Source organism: Roseateles sp. GW821-FHT09H10, assembly GCF_059415865.1.
The window spans coordinates 937,794-957,438 of sequence record NZ_JBWKOB010000001.1; the positions used below are offsets into that span (position 1 = coordinate 937,794).

Annotated in this window: 18 protein-coding genes; 13 read left to right on the plus strand and 5 right to left on the minus strand. The window is 68.3% G+C overall.

Translation table 11 applies throughout. From position 1 onward, the window contains the following. Nucleotide 1: 1 nt before the first annotated feature. Nucleotides 2-1,894, plus strand: a complete 1,893-nt coding sequence (gene dxs, locus AC07OY_RS04320) for a 1-deoxy-D-xylulose-5-phosphate synthase (protein ID WP_495041293.1) — start codon at nucleotides 2-4, stop codon at nucleotides 1,892-1,894. On the opposite strand, the gene AC07OY_RS04325 is transcribed toward dxs, so the two are convergent. Then, nucleotides 1,845-2,750, minus strand: a complete 906-nt coding sequence (locus tag AC07OY_RS04325) for a LysR family transcriptional regulator (protein WP_495041294.1) — start codon at nucleotides 2,748-2,750, stop codon at nucleotides 1,845-1,847. The genes dxs and AC07OY_RS04325 overlap by 50 nt on opposite strands. 70 nt (nucleotides 2,751-2,820) lie before the next feature. Between AC07OY_RS04325 and lysA the strand changes: the two genes are divergently transcribed. From lysA to AC07OY_RS04365, 8 genes are all read left to right on the plus strand, one after another. Continuing rightward, nucleotides 2,821-4,056, plus strand: a complete 1,236-nt coding sequence (gene lysA, locus AC07OY_RS04330; protein ID WP_495041295.1) for a diaminopimelate decarboxylase — start codon at nucleotides 2,821-2,823, stop codon at nucleotides 4,054-4,056. A gap of 30 nt (nucleotides 4,057-4,086) precedes the next feature. Further along, on the plus strand, nucleotides 4,087-5,151 hold the full coding sequence (locus AC07OY_RS04335; RefSeq protein ID WP_495041296.1) for a Gfo/Idh/MocA family protein: 1,065 nt from the start codon (nucleotides 4,087-4,089) through the stop codon (nucleotides 5,149-5,151). A gap of 1 nt (nucleotide 5,152) precedes the next feature. Further along, nucleotides 5,153-5,734, plus strand: a complete 582-nt coding sequence (locus AC07OY_RS04340) for an acyltransferase (protein WP_495041297.1) — start codon at nucleotides 5,153-5,155, stop codon at nucleotides 5,732-5,734. 2 nt (nucleotides 5,735-5,736) lie between these two features. After that, nucleotides 5,737-6,834, plus strand: coding sequence for a DegT/DnrJ/EryC1/StrS family aminotransferase (locus AC07OY_RS04345; protein ID WP_495041298.1), 1,098 nt, complete (start codon nucleotides 5,737-5,739; stop codon nucleotides 6,832-6,834). 34 nt (nucleotides 6,835-6,868) lie between these two features. Further along, the gene (locus AC07OY_RS04350) at nucleotides 6,869-8,002 is read left to right on the plus strand and encodes an HD-GYP domain-containing protein (protein ID WP_495041299.1); all 1,134 of its coding nucleotides are present in this window, start codon (nucleotides 6,869-6,871) and stop codon (nucleotides 8,000-8,002) included. A gap of 169 nt (nucleotides 8,003-8,171) precedes the next feature. Beyond that, the gene (gene ahpC, locus AC07OY_RS04355) at nucleotides 8,172-8,735 is read left to right on the plus strand and encodes an alkyl hydroperoxide reductase subunit C (RefSeq protein ID WP_495041300.1); all 564 of its coding nucleotides are present in this window, start codon (nucleotides 8,172-8,174) and stop codon (nucleotides 8,733-8,735) included. Between the two features lie 146 nt (nucleotides 8,736-8,881). Next, the gene (gene ahpF / locus AC07OY_RS04360; protein ID WP_495041301.1) at nucleotides 8,882-10,435 is read left to right on the plus strand and encodes an alkyl hydroperoxide reductase subunit F; all 1,554 of its coding nucleotides are present in this window, start codon (nucleotides 8,882-8,884) and stop codon (nucleotides 10,433-10,435) included. 58 nt (nucleotides 10,436-10,493) lie between these two features. Further along, a complete protein-coding gene (locus tag AC07OY_RS04365) occupies nucleotides 10,494-11,576 on the plus strand; it encodes a hypothetical protein (protein WP_495041302.1) in 1,083 nt (360 codons plus the stop codon). Here the strand turns inward: AC07OY_RS04365 and rarD are convergent. Further along, nucleotides 11,562-12,428, minus strand: coding sequence for an EamA family transporter RarD (gene rarD, locus AC07OY_RS04370; protein WP_495041303.1), 867 nt, complete (start codon nucleotides 12,426-12,428; stop codon nucleotides 11,562-11,564). The genes AC07OY_RS04365 and rarD overlap by 15 nt on opposite strands. Before the next feature lie 86 nt (nucleotides 12,429-12,514). On the opposite strand from rarD, the gene AC07OY_RS04375 reads away from it, so the two are divergent. Next, a complete protein-coding gene (locus AC07OY_RS04375) occupies nucleotides 12,515-12,784 on the plus strand; it encodes a MoaD/ThiS family protein (RefSeq protein WP_495041304.1) in 270 nt (89 codons plus the stop codon). Nucleotides 12,785-12,786: 2 nt separating this feature from the next. After that, complete coding sequence (locus tag AC07OY_RS04380) at nucleotides 12,787-13,866, plus strand: WD40/YVTN/BNR-like repeat-containing protein (RefSeq protein WP_495041305.1); 1,080 nt, start codon at nucleotides 12,787-12,789, stop codon at nucleotides 13,864-13,866. A gap of 156 nt (nucleotides 13,867-14,022) precedes the next feature. Here AC07OY_RS04380 and AC07OY_RS04385 read toward each other — a convergent pair whose 3' ends face one another. Then, nucleotides 14,023-14,892 (minus strand): ADP-polyphosphate phosphotransferase, encoded by an 870-nt coding sequence (locus AC07OY_RS04385; RefSeq protein ID WP_495041306.1) that lies wholly within the window; start codon nucleotides 14,890-14,892, stop codon nucleotides 14,023-14,025. Between the two features lie 98 nt (nucleotides 14,893-14,990). Here AC07OY_RS04385 and AC07OY_RS04390 point away from each other — a divergent pair, with 98 nt between their 5' ends. After that, entirely contained in the window at nucleotides 14,991-16,922 is a 1,932-nt protein-coding gene (locus AC07OY_RS04390) for a CocE/NonD family hydrolase (RefSeq protein ID WP_495041307.1), read from the plus strand. A gap of 59 nt (nucleotides 16,923-16,981) precedes the next feature. Further along, nucleotides 16,982-17,740: a substrate-binding periplasmic protein gene (locus AC07OY_RS04395; RefSeq protein ID WP_495041308.1), complete on the plus strand. Its 759-nt coding sequence runs from the start codon at nucleotides 16,982-16,984 to the stop codon at nucleotides 17,738-17,740. Here AC07OY_RS04395 and AC07OY_RS04400 read toward each other — a convergent pair. Both AC07OY_RS04400 and AC07OY_RS04405 read right to left on the minus strand, forming a co-directional pair. Then, on the minus strand, nucleotides 17,737-18,528 hold the full coding sequence (locus AC07OY_RS04400; protein WP_495041309.1) for an SDR family NAD(P)-dependent oxidoreductase: 792 nt from the start codon (nucleotides 18,526-18,528) through the stop codon (nucleotides 17,737-17,739). The genes AC07OY_RS04395 and AC07OY_RS04400 overlap by 4 nt on opposite strands. Further along, nucleotides 18,521-19,522, minus strand: coding sequence for a zinc-dependent alcohol dehydrogenase family protein (locus tag AC07OY_RS04405; RefSeq protein ID WP_495041310.1), 1,002 nt, complete (start codon nucleotides 19,520-19,522; stop codon nucleotides 18,521-18,523). The genes AC07OY_RS04400 and AC07OY_RS04405 overlap by 8 nt, the downstream gene beginning before the upstream one ends. Nucleotides 19,523-19,645 lie beyond the last annotated feature (123 nt).

Consider the following 19,645-nt stretch of genomic DNA (forward strand, 5'->3'; position numbering starts at 1 on the left):
CATGGAATACACGCTGCTGAAAGGCATCGACAGCCCTGCGGACCTGCGCCGGCTGCCGCGCACCGAGTTGCGCAAGCTGGCCGATGAAGTGCGCGCCTATGTGCTGGAGAGCGTCTCCAAGACCGGCGGCCATCTCGGCTCCAACCTCGGCACGGTCGAGCTGACCGTGGCCCTGCATTACGTCTTCAACACGCCGGACGACCGACTGGTGTGGGACGTGGGCCACCAGACCTATCCTCACAAGGTGCTGACTGGCCGCCGCGATCGCATGCCGGGCCTGCGCCAGCTGGGCGGCATCAGCGGCTTCCCGCGCCGCGACGAGAGCGAGTACGACACTTTCGGCACCGGCCACTCGTCCACCAGCATCTCCGCCGCGCACGGCATGGCCATGGCCTTCAAGCTCAAGGGCGAGAACCGCAAGGCCGTGGCCATCATCGGCGACGGCTCGATGACGGCGGGCATGGCCTTCGAGGCGCTGAACAACGCCGGCGTGGCCCATGGCGGCCTGATGGGCGACCTGCTCGTCATCCTGAACGACAACGACATGTCGATCAGCCCGCCAGTCGGCGCGCTGAACAAATACCTGGCCCGCCTGATGAGCGGCAGCTTCTACGCCGCGGCCCGCGAGGGCGCCAAGAGCGTGCTGAAGAACACGCCGCTCTACGAGTTCGCGCGCAAGTTCGAGGAGCACACCAAGGGCATGGTCGTGCCGGGCACCATCTTCGAGGAGTTCGGCTTCAACTATGTCGGCCCGATCGACGGCCATGACCTGGAGTCGCTGATCCCGACGCTGGAGAACCTGCGCGACAAGAAGGGGCCGCAGTTCCTGCACATCGTCACCAAGAAGGGCGCCGGCTACAAGCTGGCCGAGGCCGACCCGGTCAAGTACCACGCCGCCTCCGGCAAGTTCGACCCGGCCGTCGGCTTCGTCAAACCGGCCACGCCGCCCAAGACCACCTTCACCCAGGTGTTCGGCGACTGGCTCTGCGACATGGCCGAGGCCGACCCGCGCCTGGTGGGCATCACGCCTGCCATGCGCGAGGGCTCGGGCATGGTCGAGTTCCACAAGCGCTTCCCGCAGCGCTATCACGACGTCGGCATCGCCGAGCAGCACTCCGTCACCTTTGCCGCCGGCCTGGCCTGCGAGGGCATCAAGCCGGTCGTCGCCATCTATTCGACCTTCCTGCAGCGCGCCTACGACCAGATGGTCCACGACGTCGCCATCCAGAACCTGCCGGTGCTGTTCGCGCTGGACCGTGCCGGCCTTGTCGGTGCCGACGGCGCCACGCATGCCGGCAACTACGACATCGCCTACACGCGCTGCATTCCCAACATGGCCGTGCTGACGCCAGCCGACGAGGACGAATGCCGCCAGGCCCTGTACACCGGCTTCATGCACAACGGCCCGGTCACGGTGCGCTACCCGCGTGGCGCTGGCGTCGGCGTCGTGCCGGTCAAGGCGATGACGGCCCAGGCCTGGGGCAAGGGCGAGGTGCGCCGCAAGGGGCATCGCATCGCCATCCTCGCCTTCGGCACGCTGCTCCATCCGGCGCTGGAAGTGGCCGAACGCCTGGACGCGACCGTGGCCAATATGCGCTTCGTGAAGCCGCTGGACGCCGAACTGGTGGCCGAACTGGCACGCACGCATGACGCCCTCGTCACGCTGGAAGACGGCTGCATCATGGGCGGCGCCGGCAGCGCCGTCACCGAGGCATTGAATGCCGCTGGCATCGCCATTCCCGTGCTGCAACTGGGCCTGCCCGACGAGTTCGTTGAGCACGGCGATCCGGCCAAGCTGATGAGCCTGTGCGGCCTGGACGCGGCCGGCATCGAGGCCAGCATCGTCAAGCGCTTTGGGACCAAGCCGACCGTCGTGCGCGCCGCAGCGCGCTGAGCAAGTCGTCGACCAGCGGCTGCGCGGGTCGATGCAAAGGGATCAGCGCCGAGACCCGGTAGGGAATCGAGACGGTCAGCGGCCTCACGACGAGGTCTGATCCCGCGCAGGCCGCCGCCGTCAGCGGGTTGACGATGGCCACGCCCAGCCCCGCCCGCACCAGTTCGCACACCGCCACGGCGCTGTGCGTCTGCACGCGCAGGCGGCGCTGGATGCCGGCGGCTGTGAAGCGCGCATCGATCTCGCGCCGGTAGGGGTCGTCCTCGGCCAGGCTGATGAAATCCTGGCCCGCGAAATCCTTCAGCGCCAGTCGCTTGCGTGATGCGAGCACATGGCCTGCCGGCAGCACGGCGACCTCGTCCGCCTCCAGCACTGGCTCTACGCGCACGCCCGGCAGCGGCGTGGCCTGCTCGGCCAGGCCGAGGTCGAAGCGCTGCTCGCTGATCCAGGCGTCCAGCAGCGGTGGCTCGGCCGGCGTGATGGAGACGCGGGCGGACGGGCTTGCCAGCAGCAGTTGCCGCAGCGCACCGGGCAGCAGGGCGTGCGACAGGGCCGGCAGGCTGAGCAGGCTCAGCTCGGCGTCTTCGGAGCGGCCCAGGGCCTCGGCACGCTCGATGACGCGGGCCAGGCCCTGGAAGCTGCGCTCGACCTCGTCGAACAGCGCCCGTGCTCGCGCCGTGGCCTTGAGCCGGCCGCGCTCGCGTTCGAACAGGGCATAGCCCAGCAGCTGCTCCAGCCGCGCGAGGTCGCGGGAGAGCGTGGGCTGGGAGGTGTGCAGCAGGGCGGCGGCGCCGGTGACGCTGCCGGCCGTCATGACGGCGCGGAAGACCTCGATGTGGCGGTGCTGGATATCCATATCAGGACTGAATTGTCGCCGCACAAACTTCAATTTGATTGAATGGGTGCTCAAGCGCATGCTGCGAGCCATGACCAAGCCCCTGCCTACTGCCCTGACCCCCGCCCTCCTGCACACGCTGGCCGATGAGTACGGCACGCCGCTGTGGGTCTATGACGCCGCCACCATCCGCGAGCGCGCCGCCTCCCTCAAGCGCTTTGACGTCGTTCGCTTTGCGCAGAAGGCCTGTTCCAACATCCACATCCTGAAGCTGTTGCGCGAGGCCGGCGTCAAGGTCGATTCGGTGTCGCGCGGCGAGATCCTGCGCGCCCTGGCGGCAGGCTACGAAGCGGGTGGCGACGAGATCGTCTTCACCGCCGACCTGCTGGATCACGCCACGCTGGCCACCGTCGTCGAGCACCGCATCCCCGTCAATGCCGGCTCCATCGACATGCTGGATCAGCTCGGCGCCGCCTCCCCAGGCCACCCCGTCTGGTTGCGCATCAACCCCGGCTTCGGCCACGGCCACAGCCACAAGACCAACACCGGTGGCGAGCACAGCAAGCATGGCATCTGGCATGCCGACCTCGGCGCTGCGCTCGCGGCCATCCGCCGCCATGGGCTCAGGCTCGTCGGCCTGCACATGCATATCGGCTCGGGCGTGGACTATGAGCACCTGGCCCAGGTCGGCCAGGCCATGGTGGGCCTGGTGCGTGAGGCCGTCGCGGCCGGCCATGACCTGCACGCCATCTCGGCCGGCGGTGGCCTGTCCATTCCCTACCGCGACGGCGACGCCCGCATCGACGTGGCCCATTACTTCGGCCTCTGGGATGCCGCCCGCCGCGAGGCCGAGGGCCTGGTGGGCCATGCGCTGAAGCTGGAGATCGAGCCCGGCCGCTATCTCGTCGCCGAAAGTGCCGTGCTGCTGGCCGAGGTGAGGGCGGTCAAGACCGCCGGCGCGAATCGCTTCGTGCTGGTGGACGCCGGCTTCAACGAGCTGATGCGTCCGGCCATGTACGGCGCCTTCCACGCCATGAGCCTGATCGGTGCCGGCGGTGCCGAGCAGCCCACCGTCGTGGCCGGCCCGCTGTGCGAGTCGGGCGACGTGTTCACGCAAGGCCCGGGAGGCGAGGTGCTGACGCGAGACCTGCCGCCGGCCGCAGTGGGGGACCTGCTCGTCATCCACGATGCCGGTGCCTATGGCGCCTCCATGTCCAGCAACTACAACAGCCGGCCGCTGGCCGCCGAGGTGCTGGTGGAGGACGAATCGGCACGTCTGATCCGCCGTCGGCAGACGGTCGAGGAACTTCTCGCGCTGGAGGTCTGACAATCCGGGGATTCAGATCCCCGAATTGCCATGCCCACCTCCCGCCCGCCCGTCCAGGGCCGCAAGGTCCGCTTCGCGCTGATCGGCTGCGGCCGCATCGCCCAGAACCACATCGAAGCCATCGCCCGCCATGCGGAGCGTGCCGAGCTGGTGGCCGTCTGCGACACCGATACCGCCGCCCTGGCTGCCGCGGCGCAGAAATCCGGCGCCCGGCCCTTCACGGCCCTGTCCCACCTGCTGGCGGCGGGCCTGGACGTCGACTGCATCGTGCTGACGACGCCCAGCGGCCTGCATCCGCGCCAGACCATGGAAGCGGCCCGGGCCGGCGTGCATGTGATGACCGAGAAGCCCATGGCCACGCGCTGGCAGGACGGCCTGGACATGGTCAAGGCCTGCGACGACGCCGGTGTGCGCCTCTTCGTCGTCAAGCAGAACCGCCGCAACTCCACGCTGCAGCTGCTCAAGCGCGCCGTCGCCGAGGGGCGCTTCGGCCGCCTCTACAACGTCGCCGTCAACGTGTTCTGGACGCGGCCCCAGGCCTATTACGACAGCGCCGACTGGCGTGGCACCTGGGAGTTCGACGGCGGCGCCTTCATGAACCAGGCCAGCCACTACATCGACCTGCTGGACTGGATCGTCGGCCCGGTGGAGAGCGTCATGGCCTACACCGGCACCCTGGCCCGCAACATCGAGGTGGAGGACACCGGCGTGGCGGCGCTGAAGTGGCGCAATGGCGCCCTGGGCACGGTCAACGTCAGCATGCTGACCTACCCGAAGAACCTTGAGGGCTCGATCACGCTGCTGGGCGAGAAAGGCTCGGTGCGCATCGGCGGCGTGGCCGTCAACGAGATCCAGCACTGGCAGTTCGACGCGCCCCACGAGATGGATGGCCAGATCGCCGACGCCAGCTACCAGACCACCTCGGTCTACGGACTCGGTCATCCGCTCTATTACGACAACGTCATCAACACGCTGCGCGGCGAGGCCCAGGCCGAGACCGACGGCCGCGAAGGCCTGAAGTCGCTGGAGCTGCTGATCGCGATGTACATGAGTGCGCGTGATGGCCGTCGTGTGAACCTGCCCTTGTCCTATTGAGATGCCGACGACCATCCATCCCTCGGCCATCGTCGACGACGGTGCCCAGCTCGGCGAGGACTGCCGCGTCTGGCATTTCGTGCACATCAGCGCCGGTGCCCGCATCGGCGCGCGCTGCTCCTTCGGCCAGAACGTCTACGTCGGCAACGACGTGGCCATCGGCAACAACGTCAAGATCCAGAACAACGTGTCCGTCTACGACGCGGTGACGCTGGAGGACGATGTCTTCTGCGGCCCCAGCATGGTGTTCACCAACGTCTACAACCCGCGCTCGGCCGTGGCGCGCAAGGACGAATACCGCCGCACGCTGGTCAAGCAGGGCGCGACGCTGGGTGCGAATTCGACGATCGTCTGCGGCACCACCATCGGCCGCCATGCCTTCATCGGCGCCGGTGCCGTCATCAACCGCGACGTGGCCGATTTCGCGCTGATGGTCGGCGTGCCGGCGAAGCAGATCGGCTGGATGAGCCGCTTCGGCGAGAAGCTCGAGCTGCCCGTGAAGAGTGCTCAAGCCCTCGAAGCCACCTGCCCCCATACCGGCGATCGCTACCGCCTCAGCGGCGACCAACTCGAATTGATCTGAAGATGGACTTCATCGACCTCAAGAGCCAGTACGCGGCCCTGCGCGACAACATCAACGCCCGCATCCAGAAGGTGCTGGACCATGGTCAGTACATCCTCGGCCCCGAAGTCAAGGAGATGGAGCAGGCCCTGGTCGCCTGCACGGGCGCCAAGCACTGCATCAGCGTGGCCAGCGGCACCGAGGCCCTGTTGATCTGCCTGATGGCCCTGGACTTGGAGCCCGGCGACGAGGTCATCACCAGCCCCTTCACCTTCGCGGCCACGGCCGAGATGATCGTGCTGGCCGGCGGTGTGCCCGTCTTCGTCGACATCGAGGCCGACACGGCCAACATCGACGCATCCCTCATCGAGGCAGCCGTCACGGCGCGCACCCGGGCCATCATGCCGGTCAGCCTGTACGGCCAGGTGGCTGACATGGACGCCATCAACGCCGTCGCAGCCAAGCATGGCCTGGCCGTCATCGAAGACGCCGCCCAGAGCTTTGGCGCCTCCTATCAAGGCCGCAAGAGCTGCAACACCTCCACCTTCGGCTGCACCAGCTTCTTCCCGAGCAAGCCGCTGGGCTGCTATGGCGATGGTGGCGCCATCTTCACCAGCGATGACAAGCTCGCCCAGGCCTGCCGAGAGATCCGCACCCACGGCCAGAGCCAGCGCTATCTGCACACGCGCCTCGGTGTCGGCGGCCGCATGGACACGCTGCAATGCGCCGTCGTGCTGGGCAAGCTGGACCGTTTCGAATGGGAGATCGCCCGCCGGCTCGAGCTGGGCGACGCATATCAGCGCAAGCTCAAGGCTGCCGTTGCGGGCCTGCAATTGCTGGCGGTGCGGCCTGATCGCGACTGCGTCTGGGCCCAGTACACCGTCTTCGTCGATGACCGCGATGCCGTGCAGGCCAGGCTCAAGCAAGCCGGTGTGCCGACGGCCGTCCACTACCCACGCCCCCTGCATCACCAGCCGGCCTATGCCCGCTTCGCCAAGGCCGAGGACTGCCCGAACAGCATCGCCGCCGCGGCCCGCGTCATGAGCCTGCCGATGAGTGCCGACTTGACGGATGCGCAACAAGATCACGTCGTAGCCGCTTTGGCGGCTGCCATCGGCTGAGGGGGTTAGCCCAAAGTCCGGTCATCATCAGGACATGAAACTCGTCCCCATCCAGCAAGTGGCCGGCCACATCAAGGCCGGTGCCCCCCTGCCGTTTGGGGTTCGGGATGCCGAGGGCAAGCTGCTGCTCGCCAAGGGCCAGCCGGTGCCCAACGAGCAGATGCGCGAGGCGCTGCTGAACCGCGGCGTCTTCGTCGACATGGACGAGTTGCGCGATCCGTCCAAGCGTGGCGCTGACGATGGCGGCGCGGGCGGGGAGGACTTCTTCGCCCGCTGGGAAGCGCTGCAGACGCGCCTGTCCGTGCTGTTGCGCGCGCCTCAGGAAACTCTTTTCCTGCCCAAGGTGAAGGAGTGCGCCGGCCAGCTCATTGGCTGGGCCGAGCGCTTCCCCGATCAGCTGCTGTTTGTCGTCATCCAGCACGACCACAGTCGCCACGAGGTGTATGGCCTGGCCCATCTGCTGCATACGGCCGCCGTCGCGGCCCTGCTGTCGCGCCGCCTGGCCTGGACGCCAGAGCGCCAGAAGAGCCTGGTCGGCGCGTCGCTGACGATGAACCTGTCCATCATCGACCTGCAGGGCCGCCTGGCCTCGCGCGGCGGCAAGCTCGCGCCGGTGCAGCGCGCCGCCATCGATCGCCATCCCGACGAGGCCGTGGCCTGGCTGCGCGGCGCCGGCCTGGACGACGCCGAATGGCTGGCCGCCGTGGCCCAGCACCATGAGCAGCCGGGCGGCGGTGGCTATCCGCAAGGACTGGCCGAGCCCGACGAGACGGCCCAGCTGCTGCGCCTCGTGGACATCTTCCTGGCCAAGCTCGCCAGCCGGGGCGGGCGGGCCGGCATGCCGGCGCCGCTGGCGGCCAAATCCCTCTACACCGGTAACAACGGTCACCCCTTCGCAGCCCTGCTCGTCAAGGAACTGGGCCTGTATCCGCCCGGCACCCTGGTCAAGCTGGCCAGCGGCGAGACGGCCGTGGCCGTGCGCCGCGGTACATCGGGCAACACACCCATCGTCAGCGCCGTGATGAACCGTCACGGGGATGCTTTAGGCTCACCCGTGAGGCGCGACACGGCCTTGGCCGAGCATGCGATCACGGGCCTGGCGACCGCGCAGACCCTGCGCGTCAAGCTCAGCCCCCACCAGCTCTACGACCGGCGCTACGAGGCGTGAAGCCTCGTCCAGTCCAGCCTGGCTGGGGAAGCGGCCCGGCGCTCGGCCCGCAAGGGCGGGCAATAGCCTGGCTCAATAATGCCGATTTGATTAATGTTTTCAACCGAAAACACTAAACCGATATAGTTCTACCTATCCCATCAACCCAGTCCCCTCTGGAGCTTTCCACATGTCCCTGATCAACACCCAAGTCCAGCCGTTCAAGACCGAAGCCTTTCACAACGGCAAGTTCATCACCGTTAGCGATGAATCCCTGAAGGGCAAGTGGTCCGTGCTGATCTTCATGCCGGCTGCCTTCACCTTCAACTGCCCGACGGAAGTCGAAGACGCGGCCGACAACTACGCCGAGTTCCAGAAGCTGGGCACCGAGGTCTACATCGTCACGACCGACACCCACTTCTCGCACAAGGTCTGGCACGAGACCTCGCCGGCTGTCGGCAAGGCCAAGTTCCCCCTGGTCGGCGACCCGACCCACACGCTGACCAACGCCTTCGGCGTGCACATCCCTGAAGAAGGCCTGGCCCTGCGCGGCACCTTCGTCATCAATCCCGAAGGCGTCATCAAGACGGCCGAAGTGCACTCCAACGAGATCGCCCGCGACGTCAAGGAAACCCTGCGCAAGCTGAAGGCTGCCCAGTACACGGCCAAGAACCCCGGCCAGGTCTGCCCGGCCAAGTGGAACGAAGGCTCGGCCACGATCGCTCCGTCGCTGGACCTGGTCGGCAAGATCTAAGCCCCTCGTTCGTGACGAACACCAGGAACCCGGGAGGGTTCCTGCCTTCCGCAGAACCCCACAGGTTCTGCTGAAAGGGCCTCCAGCATTGGGGACCCTTTCAGCAGTGGCCCGCCCCGCCACGCCTCACTGAAAGGAAGACCACCATGTTGGACGCCGCACTGAAGACCCAGCTCCAGGGTTACCTGGACCACGTCAAGCTCCCCTTCGAGATCGTCGCCTCGCTGGACAACTCCACGTCCAGCAACGAGATGCGCGAGCTGCTGGAAGAGATCGCCGGCATGAACGACAAGATCTCGTTCCGCGCCGACGGCGTCGACACCCGCACCCCGTCCTTCCTGCTGCGCCGCACCGGCACCGAGCAATCGCTGCGCTTCGCGGCCATCCCGTTGGGCCATGAGTTCACGTCCCTGGTGCTGGCCCTGCTGTGGACCGGTGGCCACCCGCCCAAGGTCGAGCAGGCGCAGATCGATGCGGTGAAGGCCCTGGACCTGGATCTCGACTTCGAGATCTACATGAGCCTGACCTGCCACAACTGCCCGGACGTCGTGCAGGCGCTGTCGCTGATGTCCATCGTCAACCCGCGCATCCGCACCACCGTCATCGACGGCGGCCTGTTCCAGAGCGAGGTCGAGGCGCGCGAGATCATGGCCGTGCCGGCCGTGTGGCTGAACGGCCAGCCCTTTGCCTCGGGCCGCATGTCGCTCGAAGAGATCGTCGCCAAGCTCGACACCGGCGCCGCCGCGCGTGACGCCAGGAAGCTGGATTCTGAGGAGCCCTACGACATGCTCATCATCGGCGGCGGCCCCGCCGGCGCGGCTGCGGCCGTCTATGCGGCGCGCAAGGGCATCCGCACGGGCGTCGCTGCCGAGCGCTTCGGTGGCCAGGTCAACGACACCCTGGGCATCGAGAACTACATCTCGGTGTCCGTCACCGATGGCCCCAAGTTCGCCGCCGCGCTGGAAGGCCACGTCAAGGACTACCAGGTCGACATCCACAACCTGCAGCGCGCCGAGAAGCTGACGCCGGCAGCGACCCCGGGCGGCCTGGTCGAAGTCGAGCTCGCCAATGGCGCCAAGCTCAAGGGCAAGACCGTCATCCTGTCCACCGGCGCCCGTTGGCGCAACGTCAATGTGCCCGGTGAGGCCGAGTACAAGAACAAGGGCGTGGCCTACTGCCCGCACTGCGACGGCCCGCTGTTCAAGGGCAAGCCGGTCGCGGTCATCGGCGGCGGCAACTCGGGCGTCGAAGCCGCCATCGACCTGGCCGGCATCGTCAAGCATGTGACGCTGATCGAGTTCGGCGCCGAGCTGCGCGCCGACGCGGTGCTGGTCAGGAAGCTGCAGAGCCTGCCCAACGTCACCATCCTCGTGAACGCGCAGACGACGGAGTTCACCGGCACGAACGGCAAGCTCGACGGCCTGAACTACACCGATCGCGTCAGCGGCGAAGCCAGGCGCGTCGAGGTCGAAGGCTGCTTTGTGCAGATCGGCCTGGTGCCCAACACGGAATGGCTGCGCGGCACCGTCGAGCTCAGCAAGCACGGCGAGATCATCGTGGACGCCAAGGGCGCAACCTCGGTCCCCGGCGTGTTCGCCGCCGGCGACGTGACGACCGTGCCCTTCAAGCAGATCATCATCGCGGCCGGCGACGGCGCGAAGGCGGCCCTGGGCGCCTTCGACTACATGATGCGCAGCTGACGGCTGTCCGCCTAGACTGCCTCCCAGCGCCCGGCAAGCGGCGCGCAGGGAGCCGTCGATGAAGGGATGGGGGTTGTGGTGGCCGCTGGCATTCCAGTTGCTGCTGTTGGCTTATCTGGCCTGGGTGGTCCGCAAGGTGAGGCTTGGCAAGCGACGCCAGGACGCCTTGCTCGACGAGTTGATGCCAGGCGCAGGCTGCCGGTGGTTTCGCGTCCAGGTGTCACGCCCGGAGGCCTTTGTCCGCCGCCTGAAATGGCTGCCCTTCGAGGGCTTTGGCCTGCTGCTGGATGACGGCGACACGGTGCGCGTGGTGGCTGAGCTGTGGGACGGCCAGCGTTTGGACCAGTGCATGCCCAAGCAGGACCTGCAGATCGATTGGGCAGGCGGCAGTGTGCTGCTGACGCGATTCCACTGGCTGCGTCTGAAGGGCAGTGGCGGCGAGCTGATGGTGGGGGCCGATGTGGGCATGAATGCCCCGGTCTCGCGCGATGCGACGGCCGACCTGTACCGCTCGCTGCGGCCTGGCCAGCCCTTGCCCGCACAGGCAGGCGGGGACTTCGCGCTCGACAAGAACCGTGCCACCGTGGTCGCGATGGGCGTGCTGCTGGCCCTGCTGGTGTTCGCCGGTGTCGACGCGATGCTCAATGATCATGAGCTGTTGTCCGAGACGGCCTTTACCGTCGTGCCCCTGTTCGGCGAACTGGCGGTGCTGCCACTGCTGGGGGCCTTGCTCGCGCTGCCTCTGTACCCCGTGCTGCGCCGTCAACGCGTGCCGGCGGTGGAGTCTGTCGGACTGACCTTCCTGATGATGATCGCCCTGGTGGTGTCATCGGTTCCACTGGCCAAACGCCTGGATCAGTGGCTGGCGCCGCCGGCTCAGCCCATCGCCTATCGCCTGGTGGGCGCCGTCTCGCTTCAACCCTTGCAGCCCGGTCCGCCGGCGCTGCAGTTCCCGGAGTTCAAGACCTACTGGGCGCAGTTCGAGCGCGGTTCGGAGCACAGCTTCATGCTCGTCCATGGCCCCCTGGGCCTGTGGCAACTCGACCGCGCCCCGCTGCATGACAAGACCCGGGACTTCTATGCCAACGGTGAGAAGCCCCCGCAGGCGTCCGGCGCATCCGCCCCGTCAGGCCAGCCTTAGCCGGCGCGTCTGCCAAAGACCCTCGGCGCTGTAGACCGCCAACGCCGCCCAGATGAAGCCGAAGGCCACCAGCCGGGTCGCGTCCATGGGCTCCTTGAACAGGAAGACGCCGAGCAGGAACTGCAGCGACGGCGACACGTACTGCACGATGCCCAGCGTCGCCAGCGGCAGGCGGCGCGCACCGGCGGCGAACAGCAGCAGGCTGCCGGCCGTCACCGGGCCGGTGCCAATGAGCCAGGCCCAGTCCACCGGCGTCTGGCCGCTCAGGGCGCCCGTCTGCCACCAGAAGGCCAGGCCCGCCGCGGCCAGCGGCGCGAGGATGAGGGTCTCCAGCGTCAGGCCTTCGATGGCGCCCAGGGCGGCCGTCTTGCGCATCAGGCCATAGAGGCCGAAGCTGACCGCCAGCACCAGGGCCACCCAGGGCAGCTTGCCGCCGGCCACGGTCAGCCAGATGACACCAAAGGCCGCGAGGCCCACGGCCAGCCACTGCATGGGGCGCGGGCGCTCGTGCAGCACGGCGAAGCCCAGGGCTACGTTGACCAGCGGGTTGATGAAGTAGCCCAGGGCGGCATCCACCACATGGCCGTTGCCGACGGCCCAGACATAGGTCAGCCAGTTGATGGCGATCAGTGTTGCCGATACCGCGAAGCGCCGCCAGGTCGCCGCACTGACCTGTTTCAGCCAGTGGAGATTGCGCGTCACCAGCAGCACGATGGCCACGAAGGCCAGCGACCACAGCGTGCGGTGGGCGACGATCTGCAGGGCCGGGATGGACGCGATCTGGCGGAAATAGAGCGGGAACAGCCCCCAGCTCAGATAGGCGCCGAGGGCGAAGAGGATGCCGGAGTTCATCGCCGGCATTGTCGTTAAGGGTTACTCCGGGTGCTGATGTAGGGCTGTCGACGTCGAATTCGCCCCGCCTCGTTCGTCATAACGCCATGGCCCTTGTCGAATTCACCCCCCAGCTGCGGCGCTTTGTCGATGCACCTGCCTGCCAGTGCGAGGCGTCCACGCTGGGCGAAGCCCTGGATGCCGCCTTTGCCGAGCAGCCGCGGCTGCGGGGCTACATCCTCGACGAGCAGGGCCATCTGCGCGTCAACGTGGTCGTCTTCATCGACGGCAAACGCGCGCGCGACCTGCGCGGCCTGAGCGACCCCTTGAAGTCCGACAGCCGCATCCACGTTTTGCAAGCACTCTCCGGAGGTTGACCATGACAGACCGCGCCTGGGCCGCGACCCGCAAAGGCCTTTTCGAGCTGCGCCGCCGCGGCGGCCTGAATGGCAGTTGGCAGATCGAGAACCTCAGCTTCGTGGCCGACCCGGTCACCATGCTGCTGCCGCCCGATGCCTCGGGCTTCATGCTGGCCGGCCTCAACCTCGGCCATTTCGGCGCCAAGCTGCAGGCCAGCGACGATGCTGGCAAGACCTGGCGCGAGGTGACGGCACCGAGCTTCCCGGAGCAGCCCGACGGCGTGGAAGGGCCGGCCTGGAAGCTGGAGCAGGTGTTCTCGCTGGAGCGCTCAGGCGACGCCATCTGGTGCGGCAGCATCCCCGGCGGGCTGTTCGCAAGCCGCGACAAGGGCGAGAGCTGGCAGCTCAGTGAGGCCCTGTGGAAGGACCCGCGCCGCCTGCAATGGATGGGCGGCGGCAACCCCAACCCGGCCCTGCATTCCATCTGCCCGCACCCCAGCAATGCTGACGAGCTGCTGGTCGGCGTGTCCTGCGGCGGCGCCTGGCGCACCACCGACGGCGGCGACAGCTGGGGCCTGCGCGCCAAGGGCATGCGGGCCGACTTCATGCCGCCCGAACTGGCCGGCGACGAGAACTCCCAGGACCCCCACCTGATCGCCCGCTGCCGCGACATGCCCGACGTGCTCTGGTGCCAGCACCACTGCGGCATCTTCCGCAGCAGCGACAACGGCGCGAGCTGGGAAGAGCTGCAGGCCCAGCCGTCCAGCTTCGGCTTTGCGGTGGCGGCCCATCCCAGGGATGGCAACACGGCCTGGTTCGTGCCGGCCGTCAAGGACGAGAGACGCATCCCGGTCGAGGGTGCCCTGTGCGTCACGCGCACCCGCGATGGCGGCAAGAGCTTCGACGTGCTGCGTACCGGACTGCCGCAGCAGCATTGCTATGACCTGATCTTCCGCCACGGCCTGGCGGTGGACGAGGCCGGCGAGCAGCTGATGATGGGCTCGACGACGGGCGGCGTCTGGGCCAGCGGCGATGGCGGCGACAGCTGGCAGGCCGTCTCAGCCCACTTGCCGCCGGTCTACGCGGTCAAGTTCGGCTGAAATGGTGCCCCTCGTCCAGCCGCACACCGCTGAACGCGGTGCGTCTGGCCGGTCCCCCTGGGGGACGCCGAGGCTTGCGGCATCGAGCCCCAAGCCTCGTCAGGCGGGCCGGCCAGGGAGCGGCCCGGCGCTCGGCCCGGAATACCCACCAGGGGGTCAGGTTCGGCTGAGCTTCTTGCGAATGGCGGCCAACTCGGCCGCATCCAGCGTCGGCTCGGGATAGCTCATCTTCAGCGCCTTCAGCGCGTCCACGATGACCTGGGACACGATGAGGCGGGCGTTGCGCTTGTCGTCGGCCGGCACCACATGCCAGGGGGCCTCCGCGCTGCTGGTGGCGCCCAGCATGTCGCCATAGGCCTGCTGGTATTTGGGCCAGAGCTCGCGCTCAGCCATGTCGTCGGCGGTGAATTTCCAGTTCTTGGCCGGGTCCTCCAGCCGCGCCAGGAAGCGCTGGCGCTGCTCCTCCTTGCTCAGGTGCAGGAAGAACTTCAGCACCCGCGTGCCGTTGTGGTGCAGATGCTGCTCGAGGTTGTTGATGGAGGCGAAGCGCTGCGGCCAGATGGCCGGCGCGCGGGCCGCCTCTCTGGGCAGGGACTGGGCCTTCAGGATCTCGGGGTGCACGCGCACGATCAACACCTCCTCGTAGTAGGAGCGGTTGAAGATGCCGATGCGCCCGCGCTCGGGCAGGCATTGCGTGGTGCGCCACAGGAAGTCGTGGTCCAGCTCCTGGGCGCTGGGATGCTTGAAGCTGAAGACCTGGCAGCCCTGGGGGTTCACGCCCGACATCACATGCTTGATGACGCCGTCCTTGCCCGCCGCATCCATGGCCTGGAAGATCAGCAGCAGGGCATAGCGGTTGTGGGCATAGAGCAGGTTCTGCAGCTCGCTGAGCTTCTTGACCTGGGCCTCCAGGCGCTTCTCGTAGTCGGCCTTGTCGGCATAGAGCGGATCGACGCGGGTGGCCCAGTGCTTGAGCTTGAGCTTCTGGCCCGGAGGGACGCGGTAGGCCGAGGTGTCGGTCGTCATGGTGGCGCTTCCTGCAAGCTGGCGGGTGCCCAGCCTAACGCCGCCGATGCTGCCGTCGGTGTCAGACTTCGCCCCTGTCTTCATCCCGCCCCGCCAAGATGTCCCTGCTGCGAGCTTCCTTCCTGTTGCTGGCCCTCACCCCCGTCGCCCATGCCGCCGAGGAGGACAACAAGCCGCCGGCCTATGAGCCCCGCGAGCACTACACCAAGTACGAGTACCGCGTGCCGGTGCGTGACGGCAAGAAGCTCTTCACCGCCGTCTACATCCCCAAGGACCAGAGCCGGCGCTATCCCATCCTGATGACGCGCACGCCCTATGGCTGCGGGCCCTATGGCGTGGACCGCGACGGCGTGAAGCGCCTGGCACCCAGCGAGGACTTCCTGAAGGCCGGCTATGTCTTCGTCTGCCAGGACGTGCGCGGCCGCAACCTGTCGGAAGGTCATTTCATCGAGATGACGCCGCACCGGCCGGGCAAGACCCTGTCCTCGGAAGTCGACGAGAGCTCGGACACCCACGACAGCCTGCAATGGCTGCTGCCGCGCATCGCCGGCCACAACGGCCGCGTCGGCCTCTGGGGCATTTCCTATCCGGGCTTCTACACCTCGGCCTCCATCATCGATTCCCATCCGGCCATCAAGGCCGCGTCGCCCCAGGCGCCCATCACCGACCTCTTCAAGGGCGACGACAGCTATCACGGCGGCGCCTTCATGCTGGCCGCCAACTTCGGCTTCTATACCGGCTTCAAGCCCCAGCAGACGCCGGTGCTGCCGGCCAAGGCATGGCCGCAGTTCGACTGGGGCACGCTGGACGGCTACGAGTTCTATCTGCAGCACGGCAACCTTGACGCGCTGGCCCGGCGCCTGGCCCGTGACGGCGGCCCCAACCCCTATTTCGACATCCAGCTGGAGCACGACCGCTACGACGAGTTCTGGACCTCGCGCGCCCTGACGCCCCATCTGAAGAACATCCGCGCCGCGGTGCTGACGGTGGGCGGCTGGTTCGACGCCGAGGACCTGGCCGGCCCCTTCACCACCTTCCGCGCCATCGCGAAGCAGAGCCCCGCCACCGACAACCGCCTCGTCATCGGCCCCTGGGTGCATGGCGGCTGGGTCGGTGCGCCGGGGCGCCAACTCGGCCGCGTGCAGTTCCAGCAGCCGACATCCGAGCAGTTCCAGAAGGAGGTGCTGCTGCCCTTTTTCGAGCAGCATCTGCGTGAGGTGGCGCCCAAGGCCCCCCTTGCCAAGGCGACGGTCTTCGAGACCGGCACCAATGTCTGGCGCCGCTACGACGCCTGGCCGCCGCGCGAGGCCCAGCCGCGCACCCTGTACTTCGCGCCCGGCGGCAAGCTCAGCTTCACGCCGCCCGATGCGGCCGCGCCGGCCTTCGACAGCTGGGTCGGCGACCCCAACAAGCCGGTGCCCTATGTGGGCTACGCGACCCTGGGCGTGCCGCAGGAATACATGGTCAGCGACCAGCGCTTCGCCGCCACCCGGCCCGATGTGCTGACCTACCGCAGCGAGGTGCTGGAGGAGGACGTCACCGTCGTCGGCCCCATCGTCGCGCGGCTGTTCGCGTCCACGACGGGCACGGACGCCGACTGGGTCGTCAAGCTCATCGATGTCTATCCGCCCGAGCTGGAGGAAGAGGAGGGCGGCCGCAAGCGCAAGAAGCGCAGCGAGGATGTCGAGCCGCCGGAAAGCCCCCTGGGCGGCTACCAGCAGCTGGTGCGCGGCGACCCGCTGCGCGGCCGCTTCCGCAAGAGTTTCGAGACGCCCGAGGCCATGGTGCCGGGCCGCGTCGAAGAGCTGCGCGTCGAGCTGCAGGACATCAACCACAGCTTCCGCCGCGGCCACCGCATCATGGTGCAGGTGCAGAGCAGCTGGTTCCCGCTGATCGACCGCAACCCGCAGAGCTTCGTGCCCATCCGCAGCGCCAGGCCCGAGGACTTCCAGGCCGCGACGCAGAAGCTCTACCGCTGGCAGGGCCAGGCCTCGGGCCTGGAGCTGAAACTGCTGCCCGGCTTGCGCTGAGGCGGCCGGCCGGGGCTATCCTCGGGCTCATCCTCACTGCTGGTGGAGCGGGCACGCCGATGTCCCGACGAGCGCTGATGGCCCTGCTGCTGTTCTGGCCCCTGCTGGCCAGTTCGGCCTGCACCCGGCCGCTGCGCGTGCCCTTCGAGGACTGGCAGCCCTATTCCTTCATCGACAAGGAGGGGCTGCACACCGGCCTGGAGACCGAGCTGCTGGCCGCCGTGGCCAAGGAGGCCGGCTGCAGCGTGAGCTATGTGCGCGAAGTGCCGCGCAACCGCCGCCTGCCGATGCTGCTCGCCGGCGAGCTGGACCTGCTGATTGCGGCGACGCCCGTCGCGCAGGCCGGGGTCTGGTACACGCGGCCCTATCGCGACGAAGCCTTCGGCGCCTTCATGCGCGCCAGCGAGGCGCGGCTGGAGGCCCGCTCCCTGGAGGACCTGCTCGCGGCGCGGCTGCGCCTGGTCACCCACCGCGGGCCGGCGAGCGTGCCCATCATCAACGACTTCAAGGCGCGCGGCCTGCTGACCTGGTTCGAGGACTACGCCAAGGGCGTGCAGCTGATGCAGCTGCGGCGCGGCGAGGTGCTGCTGGGCGACAGCATCGCCATCGCTTTCGCCGCGCGGGCGGCCGACATCCCCCTGGTCGAGCTGGCCATCGCGATGCCGCGCGAGCCGGTGACCTACAAGCTCAGCCGCAAGTCGCTGGCGGAGGCCGACCTGCGCGCCTTCAACCAGGCCATCCAGCGCCTGGAGGCGCGCGGCGAGCTGCAGCGCATCCGCGGCCGCTGGCTGGGTGCGGCGCCGGCGACGAAACGCTAGGCCTTCAGACGGCGCGCCATCGCGCCCGTCACGCGGCGCAGCAGCCAGCGCGGCGTGTTGCGGCCGGCCAGCGTCGCGGCCAGGTTGAGCTTGCCGGGCACGCGGATGACCTCGCCGGCCATGCAGGCCTCGAAGCCCTCGTTGGCCACCGACTCGGCCGTGCCGATGACGAAGCCGGGCAAGGCTTCCAGCCCGCTGCTGCCGGCCTGGGCCTGGTCCAGCATGGAGGTGGCCGTGATGCCGGGGCACAGGGCCGTGATGGTCACGCCCGTGCCTTTGAGCTCCTCGGAGAGCGACTCGGTCAGCGACAGCACGAAGGCCTTGGTCGCGGCATAGGTGGCCAGCATGGGAATCGGCTGGAAGGCCGCGATGGACGCGACGTTCAGCACCCGGCCCGCGCCGCGCGCCTGCATGGGCGGCAGGAAATGGGCCAGCATCTCGCTCAGACTCGTCACGTTCAGGTCGATGAGTTCGCGGTGGCGCGTCGCGCGCATGGCCGTGAACTCGCCGTGTTCCAGCACGCCGGCGTTGTTGACGAGGACGTCGATGCGCCGGCGCGAGCGCTTCATGGACGTGGCCAGGCGTTCGGCGGCGCCCGGCTGGCTGAGGTCGGCCGGTACGGCCCAGGCCTTGATGCCGTGCTCGCCGGCCAAGGCCTTGGCCAGTGCCTTGAGCTTGTCCTCGCTGCGCGCCACCAGCACGAGGTCGAAGCCGCCGCGCGCGAAGCGATGGGCCAGGGCCTCGCCGATGCCCGAGGACGCGCCGGTGATGAGGGCGATCTCAGCCATGCTGGGGGACGACCAGGATCTTGCCGTCGCGCTCGCCGGTCGCGGCCGCCGCGATGGCCTCCTTGATCTGCTCCACCGGGTAGGTGGCATGGATGCGCGCCTTCAGCTGGCCGGTGGCGATCAGCTTGGTCAGCTCGCCGTAGAGCGCCATCTGCGCCTCGCGCGAGGCCACCTTGAACCACTTGGCCAGCCAGAAGCCGCGCAAGGTGATGTCGTTGAAGACAAAGGACTGCGGCGACACCACGCAGGGCTCGCCGCTCATCAGCCCGTAGTTGACGACGGTGCCGCCCTCGGCGATGCACATGGCCAGGCGGTTGGTGGCCTTGCCGCCGACGGCGTCGATGCCCAGACGGATGGGGGCGCCCGAGACGGCGTCCTTGACGCGCTTGCTCAGGTCGTCGCCATCCACCAGCACCACGTCGCCGCCATCGGCCTTGACGACGGCCGCCGCACCCTCGCGGCGCACGATGTTGACGGTGCGCAGGCCGCGCAGCTTGGCCAGCTGGGTCAGGTAGCCGCCCACGCCCGAGTTGGCGACGTTCTGGATGACCCAGTCGCCCGGCTGCAGGTCGACGAACTCCGTCAGCATCAGCGAGGCCGTGGCCGGGTTGACGGTCAGCATGGACAGCTGCTGCGCGTCGGCGCCCGGCGGCAAGGGCACGAGGCGTTTGGCATCGGCGACCAGATGGCTGGCCCAGGTGCCGCTGCCGGCCGGCAGCAGCACGGTCTGGCCCTCCTTCAGATGACTCACACCTTCGCCGACGGCCACGATGCGGCCCACGCCTTCGCTGCCGCCCACGGCCGGCAGCGGCGGCAGGATGCCGTAGCCGCCGGTCAGCATCAGCACGTCCGACGGATTGATGGGCGCGGCCAGCACGGCCACGACCGCCTGGCCCGCGCCCGGCGCGGGCACGTCGAACGGCACGGCGCCGATGACGTCCTGCGGGACCGGGCCGCGTTGTTCGTAAAGCGACTTGATGCCCTGGATGGCCATGGCCGTCTCCTGTTGCTGTTCTGGATCGGGCGATTCTGATCCCATCCGCGCTGCCACGCTGTCGCGCATGCAACCCCGTGGGTCGGCGGGTGGCCCGGGTGGGGCGCCCCCTTATGCTGCGCG

Coding starts and splice junctions, on each gene's coding strand:
- dxs (WP_495041293.1), top strand. CDS start 2: ATGGAATACACGCTGCTGAAAGGCATCGACAGCCCTGCGGACCTGCGC.
- AC07OY_RS04325 (WP_495041294.1), bottom strand. CDS start 2,750: ATGGATATCCAGCACCGCCACATCGAGGTCTTCCGCGCCGTCATGACG.
- lysA (WP_495041295.1), top strand. CDS start 2,821: ATGACCAAGCCCCTGCCTACTGCCCTGACCCCCGCCCTCCTGCACACG.
- AC07OY_RS04335 (WP_495041296.1), top strand. CDS start 4,087: ATGCCCACCTCCCGCCCGCCCGTCCAGGGCCGCAAGGTCCGCTTCGCG.
- AC07OY_RS04340 (WP_495041297.1), top strand. CDS start 5,153: ATGCCGACGACCATCCATCCCTCGGCCATCGTCGACGACGGTGCCCAG.
- AC07OY_RS04345 (WP_495041298.1), top strand. CDS start 5,737: ATGGACTTCATCGACCTCAAGAGCCAGTACGCGGCCCTGCGCGACAAC.
- AC07OY_RS04350 (WP_495041299.1), top strand. CDS start 6,869: ATGAAACTCGTCCCCATCCAGCAAGTGGCCGGCCACATCAAGGCCGGT.
- ahpC (WP_495041300.1), top strand. CDS start 8,172: ATGTCCCTGATCAACACCCAAGTCCAGCCGTTCAAGACCGAAGCCTTT.
- ahpF (WP_495041301.1), top strand. CDS start 8,882: ATGTTGGACGCCGCACTGAAGACCCAGCTCCAGGGTTACCTGGACCAC.
- AC07OY_RS04365 (WP_495041302.1), top strand. CDS start 10,494: ATGAAGGGATGGGGGTTGTGGTGGCCGCTGGCATTCCAGTTGCTGCTG.
- rarD (WP_495041303.1), bottom strand. CDS start 12,428: ATGAACTCCGGCATCCTCTTCGCCCTCGGCGCCTATCTGAGCTGGGGG.
- AC07OY_RS04375 (WP_495041304.1), top strand. CDS start 12,515: ATGGCCCTTGTCGAATTCACCCCCCAGCTGCGGCGCTTTGTCGATGCA.
- AC07OY_RS04380 (WP_495041305.1), top strand. CDS start 12,787: ATGACAGACCGCGCCTGGGCCGCGACCCGCAAAGGCCTTTTCGAGCTG.
- AC07OY_RS04385 (WP_495041306.1), bottom strand. CDS start 14,892: ATGACGACCGACACCTCGGCCTACCGCGTCCCTCCGGGCCAGAAGCTC.
- AC07OY_RS04390 (WP_495041307.1), top strand. CDS start 14,991: ATGTCCCTGCTGCGAGCTTCCTTCCTGTTGCTGGCCCTCACCCCCGTC.
- AC07OY_RS04395 (WP_495041308.1), top strand. CDS start 16,982: ATGTCCCGACGAGCGCTGATGGCCCTGCTGCTGTTCTGGCCCCTGCTG.
- AC07OY_RS04400 (WP_495041309.1), bottom strand. CDS start 18,528: ATGGCTGAGATCGCCCTCATCACCGGCGCGTCCTCGGGCATCGGCGAG.
- AC07OY_RS04405 (WP_495041310.1), bottom strand. CDS start 19,522: ATGGCCATCCAGGGCATCAAGTCGCTTTACGAACAACGCGGCCCGGTC.